Below are 11,944 nucleotides of genomic sequence, written 5' to 3'. Positions count from 1 at the left end.
AATCCTTCGCGCCTACTTTGTAAGGAACCCAAGATGACTTCCCTCTCTACCCAGGCCCTGCTGAGCCATGCGTGGTTCGGCCTCATCGGCCTGATGCTCGTACTATACGTCGTCACGGACGGCTTCGACCTCGGGGTCGGCATCCTGACCTTGCTGCGCAGCCGTGAGAGCGACCGCGACGTGATGATCCAGTCCATCGGCCATGTCTGGGACGCCAACGAGACTTGGCTTGTCGCCCTCGGCGGCGCGCTGTTCGGCGCGTTCCCCAGCGCCTATGCGATGATCCTCACCGATCTTTATGTTCCCGTGATGATGCTGATCGCGAGCTTCATCATGCGTGGCGCCGCGATCGAGTTCCGCCACGCCGCGCATAGCAGCAAGACGGCATGGGACCGCATGTTCGGCTTGGGCAGCCTGCTTGCGGCGATTTCGCAAGGTATCGTGCTCGGCAAGGTCCTCACCGGACTCGCGCCCGGCGCGGCGAACACCGGCTTCGTTATCGCCACCGCGATCGGCGTCGTGGCCGGTTACAGCCTACTCGGCGCGACCTGGCTGATCAAGAAGACGACCGGCGGCATCGAGGATGCGGCCCGTCGCTATTCGGTCGCCGCCCTGTTCGCGACGCTCGCCGCTGCGCTCGTCGTATCTTTCGCGACGCTGAAATTCAGCACAGTGGGTATCACGCGCTGGCAGCAGGACGGTGTCTTCCAGGTGCTGGTCGTGCTCGCAGTGGTGGCCGCATTGGCATCCGTCTACGTGCTGTACTCGGTGCACATGCGCGGTGAGCACGGCCCGTTCGTGGGGGCGACGTTGCTCTTCGTCGTGTCGTTTGCGGGCCTTGCAATCAGCCTGTTCCCGTATATCGTGCCGGGCCGCCTGACCGTTGCCGCTGCCGCTTCCGACAGCCCGACCCTGACGTTCATGCTGTTCGGCATCGGCTTTGTGTTCCCGATCATGCTCGGTTACAACCTGTACCAGTACCATCTGTTCCGGGGCAAGGTGGTGCTGGTCAAGCACTGATCACGGGAGCTGCCGGGCGCAAACAGATCGATGCCACGGACCACGGTCCATTTCATGGATGATAGCGTGGATCGACCGTCGCCGCTTCGGATTAGCCTGCGGCACAATGAAGCATTGCCCCCTAGTCTACTCGTCATTTTGGTGGCTGCTTCTCTTACTGGAGCAGCCATTGTTCGTCTAAGGCCAAGTGGCTGCTCCGGCTGAAATGCACTCGTAGGCTATCTGGCGGGTTCCGTGGCGGACCAGCCGCTCGAATGGCAGCTTTGTGGGATGGGCGACTGACAGCAGTTGGCCGGGATCTGCCGATGGGGCGTTCCGCCGGATACCGGTCATTCGCACTGAAGTCTGGAAGGCCAGTGGCCGCTTTTGAGAAGCTATCGCCAACGCTTACTGTCGGCCAACTTCGGCCTTTCTTACGTTTGTTGGAGCGGTCATTTGAACGTCAGCTCACCCTCAGCTAGCTGATGCTTGTCTCCCCACCACCGACGTCACATCGTCGGCCAAACCGGACGCCAGTACGGTAGGTTAGACAGCAAAGCCCAACACACAAACCACCTTATTCACTAATTTTTGGGGCTTGATAAATGTTGGGCTTTTTAGCCCAACCTACCGTGCTGTCAGATGAGATTTCAGGCAACGTCCACCACGATTTTTCCGCGCGCGGTGCCACTCGTGATTGCGTCGTATGCTAGTTCCGCCGAATGCAGATCGAACCGGCGAGAGTCAAGATTGGGCGTAAGCTTGCCCGTTTCAACCAGGCGCGTGGCTTCGCGCAGCATCGCTCCATGGTGAGCGCGATGCTCACCTGTAAGGAGCGGATACAGAGTGAACACGCCCGAATAGCTCGCTTCGCGAAACGAAAGAGGCGCTAGCGCATGCGTTCCCCAGCCCAACGCGCTGACCACGTGGCCGAAATGCTTTACTGCTGCGAACGATGCATCGAGCGTCGCACCGCCGACGGTGTCTACGACCAGATCGAAACCTGCGCCTTGCGTCAACGACTCAACATATTGCTCGACGGACTGCGCACGGTAGTCGATTGGCGTGGCGCCAAGGCGCGCGACGAGATCCTGGTCGCGTGAGGTCGCTGTTGCGAATACCTTTGCGCCGAGTGCGAGCGCCAGTTGTACCGATACATGTCCGACCCCGCCCGCACCGCCTTGCACGAGCACCGTTTGCCCAGGTTGCAAACGCGCCCGATCGACGATACCCGAGTACGACGTGATGAAGGCGAGCGGCAATGCAGCGGTTTCGCGCATCGACAGGTTGAAAGGCTTCGGCGCGAGCAGATCCACGTCGACAGCTGCGTACTGTGCAAGCGATCCCTGAATGCCACCGACCCCTCCTGTCATTCCATAAACCTCATCGCCGACTTTGAATGCGCTGACGCCGGGGCCCGCCGCCACGACCACGCCGGCCATGTCTATGCCCAACACGAGCGGCAATGGATGCTTTGCGTGCGCGGCGCTGCCGGCGCGAATCTTGGTGTCGAGCGGATTCAACCCGCTTGCTGCGATGCGCACTAGCACTTGCCCTTGTAAAGGCTGCGGGCGCGAGAGTTCCGTCAGTTCGAGGGGGCCGTTGTAGCGGTTGAGAACGAGCGCTTGCATGGACATGATGATTTCCTTTTGGGTTGAATGAACATGTTGGTAAGTTCATACTCGCCCATGCATAAAGGCACGTAAATCCACGCCATCGCATGGTAAGCAAACGAAAATGATTGGGAAGAGTTTGGAGTGGAGCGATGTCCGCATCTTTCTCGCCATCGCCCGCAGTGGCACGTTGGGCGCAGCGGCAAAGCTCGTCGGGCAGACACAGCCGACGATGGGCCGACGGCTGCGTGCGCTTGAGGAAACGCTTGGGCACGTGTTGTTTCAGCGCACGAGAGACGGCTTTGTATTGACCGACGAAGGTGTGGCCGCCCTGTCGTACGCCGAGAGAATGGAAGAAGAAGCACTCGGCTTCACGCGCGCGTTGGCCGGCAAGGAGTCACATCTGACGGGCTTGCTGCGGGTGTCGTCGTCGGACTGGTTCGGCATTCACGTGCTCACGCCGGTGTTCGCGCGGTTTCTGACAAAACATCGGGGCGTCTCGCTGGAGCTTGTCACGGACTCGCGCCGATACAACCTTGCTCGGCGCGAGGCGGACGTGGTTTTTCGCATTACGCCTTTCGACGAACCCGATGTCATCCAGCGAAAGCTGATGCACGTGGATTACGCGTTGTACGGGCGCATCGACCTCGTCCCGCCGCACCTTGGCGATGGTGAAGGCCATACGCTCATCAGCATGGACAGCGCTTTTGGCACGTTGCCTGATGTCGTGTGGGTCAAGCGCATGTTGCCAAAAGCGAAGATCGCGTTTGGCAGCAACAATCGCGGAGCGCAGGCGCGCATGTGTGCTGAAGGAGGCGGCTTTGCTGTGCTCCCTTGTCCGCTTGGCGACACGACCTCAGGACTGCAGCGTATTGATCTGGGCGAAGCGCCGCCGGGCCGCGACGTCTGGCTTGGCTATCACCGCGACCTGCGTCGCGTTGCGCGGCTGCGTGCGCTTTTGGATGCGACGATCGAAGCGTTAGCGAACATTTGACCCTCTCTTAGTAGGCTGTTGACTGAAAAGCTGATTTTTTGATGGAGCGACGCCGACCGGTCAGCAGCTCAATGCGCCATGATGTTTTGAAAATTGAGATTTTCATCTGCAAGTTGCCTTTACAGAGTCAACATCCACGGATGTTTATTCTTGGCGGCTCATCAATATGACCTTTGCCTTAAGGCACGCGAGCGTCCGCTTGCGAACATCTTGACTGTCTCTTATGTCGGACAAGCCGAAGATCACGGAGCGTTGGGGAGCGGCAGCTACACCTCAGATAGCTGCCCTTCATGACGTCGAAGGTCGAACGGCTCTTCAGGGTCGATAGTGAGCGCTCCCCAAATCAGAAAGCCGACCTTCGGCTACTGTGTAAGGGAAATGGCCGGTATGTGGCCCTGAACGGAAGCTCAGGGCAGATGGGGTGGAAGACCGCTTAGGCCGAACTTCAGACGAATTCTCAGCAATCAAGAATGGCCACCATCAGCACTAGGGACTAAGTGTGGCCATTTGGGAGGGAGCGGGTCGAGACCTCGAAGTTGGGCTTGTTGGTGGCGAGCGGATCAGGAGTAGATCACCAATTCCAAATAGCAGGTGGGGTCCAGGCAAAACAAAGCCCTCCTGGATGGGGAGGGCTTTGTTTGTGTGGGGCAGGGTGGTGTCAGTGCTGATGCCCGTGCTCGCCATGTACATGCTGGTGGGCAATTTCCTCGGCGGTTGCCTCTCGCACGTCCACAACTTTGAGGGCGAAGCGCAGGGTTTTGCCGCACAGTGGGTGGTTGCCGTCCAGCAATACGGTTGGGCCTTTGATCTTGGTGACGAAATAATAGCGCGGGGTGCCATCCGGCCCAGGGCGTTGGATCTGGCCGCCTACCTTGATGCCGGGCGGGAATTCGGCCTTGGGCATGGTGGTGACCAGGGCTTCGTCGCGTTCGCCGAAGGTGTCTTCGGTAGCGAGTTCCAGCGTGGTTTGAAAGCCTGATTCCTGACCTTCAAGTGCGGCTTCCAGTTTGGGGAAGAGGTTGTCGTAATCGCCGTGCAGGTAGGAAACGGGGTTCTTGCCATCGTCGTAAACCAGACCCTGGCTGTCTGTGACTTTCATTCGCAGGGTGACGGCGGTGTTTTGGGTGATTTTCATGGCGGGCAATGGCAAATAAATTGGAGCGGGAAGGTTCGCAGTTCAGCGGGGGAGTGTCAACTGGCGGGCGAGTCACCTCGCTCACGCCGATATCCGCCGCATATGCTCGCGTTGCAGTGTTGGCTGCTGTTGAATATTGGCACTTAACACTGGATTGGGTAATGGTGCGGATGAGCAAGGAAGTGACGGTTTGTCTGGCAGGAGTGGTTCACTGGGATTGCAAGCAGGCGGAACTCCGCCGTACCGTCTCCTCGAGGTTCCCTCGTCGTGCCGAACTAGCCGTCAATGACATGCCACGGATGCTTCCGGTTTGAAAAAATGCCCCGCCTGGTGCGGGGCATTTTTTTGCGCATGTTCAGCTCGCTTCCGATGTCATCAACAATCGTGCAGGAGCCAATCCGCCGCGGCGTCCCCTGACGAGGCGGGAGGGAGCCGTGGTTCCGGTCAATTGCTCTCGTCGAGTTCGGGCCAGGCGGCAATGATGCGCTTGGCGAGCTCCTTCAGCTTTTCCGTGTCTTCCCGTCGTGCTGCATGCGGAGCAAGGAATTCCCCGCTGTGCCTCGGAATCACGTGGATGTGAAAGTGCGGCACGGTCTGGCCGGCCGCGCTGCCGTTCGCCTGGGCCAGGATCATGCCGGGAGGGTTCAGGGCCGCCCTGACCGCGATGGCCGCCTTGCGTGCGGTCAGCATGCAGGCCGCCGCCGCATCGTCCGACAGCTCGAAAATCTGCGATGCGGGTTCTTTGGGGATAACGAGGAGATGGCCGTCTGCCTGGGGCATGATGTCCATGAACACGAGCGTCATCTGATCTTCGAAAACTTTGATGCATGGGGCTTGGCCACGCAGGATTTGGGCAAAGATGTTGTTGGAGTCGTAAGACATGGCACTTTCCGTTCGATGAACCAAGGTTCATTGTAGTGCAGGCCGGGCGTGGTCGAAGCTCCGGAACGGTTTGCCATCAGTTCCAGGAAGCGGATAGCAAAGTGTGATCTATGCTCACCAGCGCCACCGCTGTTGGCGATGGCGCAGTGCAGGAAACGGATTGCCCCGACGGTTAATGCCAGCCTTGCCGCCACTGGGTGGCGTCGGTCAGCGTTTTCCAGGGAATGATGCGGCTGCGTCGGCTGTAGACCGCTTCCAGTTCCACTTCGGTAATCGGTGCGTCGGGGTGTTCCGGCTCCAGCACGCGCACCACGATGAAGTGCTTTTCCTTGTTCTGCGGCGCCAGGGCCGTCCACTTGCTCAGCAGCAGCTTGCGCGGGTTGAGGCGTATCGTCATGGCGCGCCTCAGCCGTCGCTGCGGGTCTGGCCGACCCGGATCAGTTTGCCGGTGTCGAAACCCAGTTGCCGCGCCTTTTCAAGCAGGCGGGCGGTGACGTCATCGGGCAGTTGCTTGTCGCGCGCCAGAATCCACAAGTAGGAGCGGTCGTTGCCGGCCACCATGGCCCAGCGGTAGTCCGGGTCCAGCGCCACCACGTGATAGCCGCCGTAGAAGGGGCCGAAGAACGACACCTTCAGCGAGGCGCGGTGCGGGTCGCCGTTGAACAGCGCGCGGCCTTCCGCCTGTTTCCAGCGCCCGGCGGCGGGATCGAAGCCGCGATTGATCACGCTGACGCTGCCGTCCGCCTGCGGCGCGTAGCTGGCGCTGACGTCGCTGAGCCCGCGTTCGAAGCGGTGCTCCAGCCGGGCGACTTCATACCACTTGCCGCTGTAGCGTCGCAGCTCGAAGCCGCTGACCGGCTGGATGCCGGGCGGCGGCAGGGTGGAGCAGGCCGCCAGCAGCAGGCTGCCGCCAAGGAGCATGAGGTGTTGCAGTCGGGAGCGTCGCATGGTGTCTTCCTCTATTGATGACTCACATGGTTTCGATGCGTTGCAGAATGCGGCGACAGGCCGACCCGCCGCGAGACGCTGCCGATCCCCCTCCGCCGCTGGATGGGATGGCGCAGGCGTCGCGCAAGGTTGGCCGAAGACGGCGCGCGTGTCGTCATGGCGGCGGTAGATCAAGGCGGTCATGGGCTTGGCGCCGCTGGCGGCAGCGTTCGGAACAAAACTTCACCTCATCCCAGCAACGCGCCCATTTGCGCCGCCAGCTCATGGGGTGGCCGCAGCCGGCGCACGGCTTGGCGGGAAGGGCGGACTTGTTGCCCTTGAAGGATGGCTTCATGCGCGCCAGCCTTCGTCATGCACCGACAGCAGGCGCCGCAACAGGCGCAAGGGCGGGCCGATCAGCGGCAGCTTGTGCAGCAACTCTTCGGCGGAATCCCAGTAGTCCCGGTGCGCTACCACTTTGCCGCGAGAGTCGAAGCGTAGATGGCTGCCGCCATGCAAGAGATAGGCCTTGCCGCGGCGGCGGAAGCGGAAGTCCCAGGTCAGGAAAGCCTGGCTGCCGTCCAGCAATTGCTCGCGGAGGATGAACACCGGCTGTTCCAGCACGTTGAACATGTGCCGGAAGACATCGTGTATGCCGTCGCGGCTCTGCACCGTGTTGAACGGGTCCTTGAAGCAGGCCGACGCGGCGTAAAAACGGTCGATGTCATCCAGCGTGACCGGGCTCAGATGGGCATACCAGTCGGCCAATTCGGCCAGCCGCGCTCTCAGGTTCGGGCCAGGTGGCGCAGCAGCGGCAATCTCAGGCGATAGGGCAGCATGGCGATCAGCTTGATCCATAGCGTAAACCTGCGAGGAAAGTGGATTTCGAAATGGCCGCGCTCCAGTCCGCGCACTATGCACCGCGCGGCGTCGTCGGCACTCATGATGGCGGGCATCGGGAAGTCGTTCATGGCGGTGAGCCGGGTGGTCACGAAGCCGGGGTTGATCAGGTAGACAGGAATGCCGTGGCAGCGCAGTTCGGCGTGCAGCAATTCGGCCAGGTTGATCAGCGCGGCCTTGCTCGGGCCGTAGACGCTGGCGCCGGGCAGACCGACATAGCCCGCCACGCTGGCCACCAGCGCGATGCCGCCGGACTGGCGCGCCATCAGCGCGGGCAGGATGGTTTCCAGCCCGAAGTACACGCCCGCCAGGTTGGTGTCGAGGGTCTGCCGAACGCGCTCGTGCTGCAGCTCCCAGCAGCGCTCCGGCCGGTAGTCGGCGGCGCAGAATACCACCAGGTCCGGCAAGCGCTGCTGGCCTTGCCATCGCGACCAGCCCTCGCGCCAGGATTGCGGGTCCGTGACATCCAGCGGCAGCACGGTGGCGCGTGGGTGGGCATGGGCCACCTGCATCAACTGGGCCTGGCGGCGGGCGGACAAGACCACTTCCGCGCCCTTGTCCAGCAGCAGGCGGGATAGCGCCGCGCCGATGCCGCTGGAGGCGCCGACGATCCACACCCGTTGACGGCGCCAGTCACGAATAGGGGGATTGATGGGCGCGAGCGGCATGGCTCACTCCTTGCGGAAGAACAGGCTGACCTCGCCAAGCCCGAAGCCGAACTTGCTCATGCGGGCGCTGTTGAGCATGGCGTGATCGTCCAGCAGGAACATCCAGTCATCGAAATGCACGGTCCACTCGCGGCCATCCACCGGCAGCCTCAAGTTGTAGCGCCAGTGCAGGGCGTTGCCGGCGACTTCGCCCTCGGCCTCGCCGACCACATCCGCCGCGGTGCCGCGCCACTTGCCGTCGCCTTTCGGCTCCAGCCGCCAGTTGCGTTGTTGTCGCGTGCCGTCGGCGTACAGGAAACGCTCTTCAAGGATCAGGGTGTCGCCTTCGCGACGGCCGTCGATATCCACCGTAAAGCGCTTGATCAACTGGCCCTTGCGGTCGCGGAACATGCCCCAGGCCCGGGTGTGGCCGCCAAAGAATTGGTATAGGTCGAGGCGTGGCGTGTTGTCGCGGTACGCCTGCACGCTGGGGGTGCCGCAGCCGGTCAGCAAGGCCAGCGCCGCCAGTATCAGACGCGGTAATCGATGGCTCATGGCTGGGCCTCCTTCAGCACGAACTGCGAGACGCCGATGCGGTCTTCGTCGAAGCCGGCTTCGCAGTAGCACAGGTATAGCCGCCACAGCCGGATGAAGGCTTCATCGAACCCCAAGCGGCGCACCGGCTCCAGCGCGCCTTCGAACGCTTGCCGCCAGCGGCGCAGGGTTTCCGCGTAGTCGGGGCCGAAATCCAGCCGGTCATGGGTGGCCAGGCCCGCTTTGCGCGCCTGTGCTTCAAAGATGGTGCAACTGGGCAACATGCCGCCGGGGAAGATGAATTCCTGGATGAAATCGCTGCCGCTGCGGTAACGCTGGAAACGGTTTTCGGCGATGGTGATGCTCTGGATCAGGGCCTTGGCGCCGGGCTTCAGGAGGCTGCGCACTTTGCGGAAGTAGTCCAGCCAGTAGGCTTCGCCCACCGCCTCGAACATTTCGATCGATACGATGGCGTCGTAGCGGCCGTCGAGGTCGCGATAGTCGCGCCACTCGAGGTGGGTCAAGGCATTGCCCGCCAGCCGCCGTTGGGCGAAATCCAGCTGCGCGTTGGAAATGGTCACGCCATGCACGGCGATGCCCTGGCGCGCGGCGTGTTCGGCGAACCCCCCCCAGCCGCAGCCGATTTCCAGCACACGCATGCCGGGCCGCAGGCCCAGCACGTCGCAGATGCGCTGGTACTTGGCGGCCTGCGCCAGCGAGAGCGGCTGCTCGTAGTGGCCGTCGAACCAGGCGCTGGAGTAGGTCCAGCTCGGGTCGAGCCAGAGCTGGTAGAAAGGGTTGCCCAGATCGTAGTGAGCGTGGACGTTACGCCGGCTGCCCGCGCGGCTGTTGCGGCGCAGGCGGTGCTTGAGCCAGTACCAGGCCCGCGCCGGCAGGCTGCCGGACGTGGCGGGCCCCAGCGCCGCCTCGTTGCGCACGGCGAGGCGCAACAGGGCGGTGAGGTTGGGCGAGTCGAGCAGGCCGTCGCGATAGGCTTCGGCAAAGCCGATGTCGCCCGCCAGCAGCAGCGTGCGGCAGGCCGACCAATCCCGCACGGTCAGCTCCGCTTCCGGCATTTCGCCGGGGTTGCCGAACCACAGCGCCGATCCGTCCGGCGTGATGAGGCGCAGGCAGCCGTGTTCCAGCCGTTTCAACCGGGAAAGAAAGATCCTGGCGATAACGGGCAGCGGTGAACAGGGGGCGCCAAGGGCGCGGGATAGGCTCATGGTTGACACTCCTCTCCGTGAGTCAGGCGGGTGGCGGGGGGCCGGGGTTTGCCGAAGAAAGGCACTTTCTTCCGCCACAGGTGCCATGCCTGCCAGTGAATGCGGCTGATGATGGCGAAGGTCAGTAGCGGTTGCCGCAGCAGGGCGGCCAGGGCGGTCGTTGGCGTCAGCGGCGTCATGCGGCCGGAAATGCTGGTGTTCAGCAGAAGGCCTTGCGTGTCGTGGTAGTCGATGCGCATCAGCATGCGGTCGGCCTTTTCGGCAAGCCGGAAACGGTAGTGGCCTTCCACCTGGCAGAAGGGCGATACATGCAGCTGCTTGCGGCAGGTGAGCGTCGAGCCCGCCGTGATCGGCTCACCCGCCTTGTTGGCCAGCAGGTAGGCGTGATGCTCGCCGAAGGTGTTGTTGACGTCTGCGAGCACGGCCACCAGCTGGCCGGCCGCATCGTGGCAGTACCAGAAACTCACCGGGTTGAAGGCGTAGCCGAACAGCCGGGGAAAGGTCTGCAGCCAGACCTCGCCGTCGTGCGGCAAGCCCGCTTCGGCCAACTGTTGGCGGATCCAGGGCAGAAGGGGCGAGCCGTCGCGCGGGCCGTAATCCTTGGTGCGCACCGACATCGGCCGCCGCCGGTCCACCCCGAACCAGGCGTTGCCAAGACGATCGAGAGCCGACAGGCGCAGGCGCACGGCGAACACCGGGTAGAGGAAGCGATGGCGGGCGGGGCGCAAGCGCTGGTGCATCACCACGCCCTTGATCAGGTAGGCGTCGCTCATTCGGCCAACCTCGCCCAGGCCGGCAGCGCGACGAAATCGCGCGCGACGCGCAATGCCGATTTCAAGCCGTCTTCGTGGAAACCGTAGCCCGTCCAGGCGCCGGCGAACCAGCTGCGCCGGCTTCCCTGCAGCGCCGGGAGGCGGGCCTGCGCCTCGATGGCGGCCTTGTCGAACAGGGGGTGTTCGTAAACGAAGCGGGCGTATTCCAGCGCGCGTTCCGGGTCGCGTACCGGATTGAGGGTGACGATGACCGGCGACTGAACCGGCAAGGGCTGCAAGGTGTTGAGCAGATAGCTGACGCAGACGGCGCGCTGCTCGGATTGCCCGCTGTCGGCCAGAAAATTCCAGGCCGACCACACCTTGCGGCGTCTCGGCAGCAGGGCGGCATCGCCGTGCAAGACAGCGGTATTGGTCTGGTAGCGGACCGCCTCCAGCACGCGGCGCTCCTCCGCGCTGGCGTCCGCCAGCATCGCCAGCGTCTGTGGCGCGTGGGTGGCGAAAATCACGCTGTCGAAGCGTTCATCGCCGAAACGGCTGCTGAGGGTGACGCCGTGGTTGTCTCGCCGCACCGCCTCGACAGGCGTGCACAGACGCAGATCAGTGATGCGAGCCAGCAGCTTGTGCACGTACTGGCGCGCGCCGCCGGGCACGGTGAACCAGCGCGGGCGCTGGCGGATTTGCAGCAGGCCGTGGTTCATGCAGAAGCGCAGGAAGGTAGCGGCGGGGAAATCAAGTATCTCGTTGCTGGGGCTGGACCAGATAGCGGCGGCCATCGGCACCAGGTAGTGGTCGCGAAAGCGAGCGCCGAAGCCTTCCAGCCGTAACAATTCGCCCAGCGTGAGCCGCTGACGCTCGGCCGTTTCCAAGAGGCGCGGGGCCGCGCCGTTGAACCGCAGGATGTCGTACAACATGCCATGAAAAGCCGGGGACAGCAGTTTGCCGCGCTGGGCGAAAACCGTATCCAGATTGCTGCCGGCCCATTCGTCGCGGCCCTGGTCCAGCGAGACGCTGAAAGACATCTCGGTGCTGCAAGAGGGCACGCCAAGCTCGGAGAACAGGGCGATCAGATTGGGATAGGTGCGCTCGTTGAAGACCAGAAACCCGGTATCCACCGCGAACTCATGCCCGTCGAGCTTGAGGTCGACCGTATTGGTATGGCCGCCAGGGTAGTCCGCCGCCTCGAAGAGCGTGACATCATGCTTGGCCGCCAGCAGCCAGGCGCTGGCCAGGCCGGCGATGCCGGCGCCGATGACGGCGACGCGCTGACGTTCGACAGGATCTGCTTTCACCTTCACTCCCGTAGTGGATTCGTGT

At 62.9% G+C, this 11,944-nt stretch carries 14 protein-coding genes; 2 read left to right on the top strand and 12 right to left on the bottom strand.

Annotated elements, in window-relative coordinates; all coding sequences use genetic code 11:
• Nucleotides 1-33: 33 nt before the first annotated feature.
• Entirely contained in the window at nt 34-1,020 is a 987-nt protein-coding gene (locus tag AC3WG5_RS04775; RefSeq protein WP_482580973.1) for a cytochrome d ubiquinol oxidase subunit II, read from the top strand.
• 629 nt (nt 1,021-1,649) lie between these two features.
• On the opposite strand, the gene AC3WG5_RS04770 is transcribed toward AC3WG5_RS04775, so the two are convergent.
• Entirely contained in the window at nt 1,650-2,636 is a 987-nt protein-coding gene (locus AC3WG5_RS04770; RefSeq protein ID WP_492567984.1) for a zinc-dependent alcohol dehydrogenase family protein, read from the bottom strand.
• A 100-nt stretch (nt 2,637-2,736) separates the two neighbouring features.
• On the opposite strand from AC3WG5_RS04770, the gene AC3WG5_RS04765 reads away from it, so the two are divergent.
• A complete protein-coding gene (locus AC3WG5_RS04765) occupies nt 2,737-3,606 on the top strand; it encodes a LysR family transcriptional regulator (RefSeq protein WP_492567983.1) in 870 nt (289 codons plus the stop codon).
• Nucleotides 3,607-4,264: 658 nt separating this feature from the next.
• On the opposite strand, the gene AC3WG5_RS04760 is transcribed toward AC3WG5_RS04765, so the two are convergent.
• The 11 genes from AC3WG5_RS04760 to AC3WG5_RS04710 form a co-directional block, all read right to left on the bottom strand.
• Complete coding sequence (locus AC3WG5_RS04760) at nt 4,265-4,741, bottom strand: FKBP-type peptidyl-prolyl cis-trans isomerase (RefSeq protein ID WP_008952893.1); 477 nt, start codon at nt 4,739-4,741, stop codon at nt 4,265-4,267.
• Nucleotides 4,742-5,185: 444 nt separating this feature from the next.
• Nucleotides 5,186-5,623 carry an HIT family protein gene (locus AC3WG5_RS04755; RefSeq protein WP_008952892.1) on the bottom strand — a complete coding sequence of 146 codons (438 nt, stop codon included), beginning with the start codon at nt 5,621-5,623 and terminating at the stop codon, nt 5,186-5,188.
• Between the two features lie 172 nt (nt 5,624-5,795).
• Complete coding sequence (locus tag AC3WG5_RS04750; protein WP_008952891.1) at nt 5,796-6,020, bottom strand: TIGR02450 family Trp-rich protein; 225 nt, start codon at nt 6,018-6,020, stop codon at nt 5,796-5,798.
• Nucleotides 6,021-6,028: 8 nt separating this feature from the next.
• Nucleotides 6,029-6,571, bottom strand: a complete 543-nt coding sequence (locus AC3WG5_RS04745; RefSeq protein WP_492567982.1) for a lipocalin family protein — start codon at nt 6,569-6,571, stop codon at nt 6,029-6,031.
• A 154-nt stretch (nt 6,572-6,725) separates the two neighbouring features.
• Nucleotides 6,726-6,905: a DUF2256 domain-containing protein gene (locus AC3WG5_RS04740; RefSeq protein WP_081455935.1), complete on the bottom strand. Its 180-nt coding sequence runs from the start codon at nt 6,903-6,905 to the stop codon at nt 6,726-6,728.
• Complete coding sequence (locus AC3WG5_RS04735) at nt 6,902-7,318, bottom strand: nuclear transport factor 2 family protein (RefSeq protein WP_492567981.1); 417 nt, start codon at nt 7,316-7,318, stop codon at nt 6,902-6,904. Before AC3WG5_RS04735 ends, AC3WG5_RS04740 begins: the two co-directional genes overlap by 4 nt.
• Before the next feature lie 17 nt (nt 7,319-7,335).
• Nucleotides 7,336-8,118, bottom strand: a complete 783-nt coding sequence (locus AC3WG5_RS04730) for an SDR family NAD(P)-dependent oxidoreductase (protein WP_492567980.1) — start codon at nt 8,116-8,118, stop codon at nt 7,336-7,338.
• 3 nt (nt 8,119-8,121) lie between these two features.
• Complete coding sequence (locus tag AC3WG5_RS04725; RefSeq protein ID WP_492567979.1) at nt 8,122-8,652, bottom strand: DUF3833 domain-containing protein; 531 nt, start codon at nt 8,650-8,652, stop codon at nt 8,122-8,124.
• On the bottom strand, nt 8,649-9,857 hold the full coding sequence (locus AC3WG5_RS04720) for a class I SAM-dependent methyltransferase (RefSeq protein WP_492567978.1): 1,209 nt from the start codon (nt 9,855-9,857) through the stop codon (nt 8,649-8,651). Before AC3WG5_RS04720 ends, AC3WG5_RS04725 begins: the two co-directional genes overlap by 4 nt.
• Entirely contained in the window at nt 9,854-10,630 is a 777-nt protein-coding gene (locus AC3WG5_RS04715) for a DUF1365 domain-containing protein (RefSeq protein WP_482581331.1), read from the bottom strand. The genes AC3WG5_RS04720 and AC3WG5_RS04715 overlap by 4 nt, the downstream gene beginning before the upstream one ends.
• Nucleotides 10,627-11,919, bottom strand: coding sequence for an NAD(P)/FAD-dependent oxidoreductase (locus AC3WG5_RS04710; RefSeq protein ID WP_492567977.1), 1,293 nt, complete (start codon nt 11,917-11,919; stop codon nt 10,627-10,629). The genes AC3WG5_RS04715 and AC3WG5_RS04710 overlap by 4 nt, the downstream gene beginning before the upstream one ends.
• Between the last annotated feature and the right edge of the window lie 25 nt (nt 11,920-11,944).

The sequence above is a fragment of the Pseudogulbenkiania sp. FW507-F1 genome (assembly GCF_058781125.1).
This window is presented reverse-complemented; position numbering and strand designations above follow the sequence as displayed.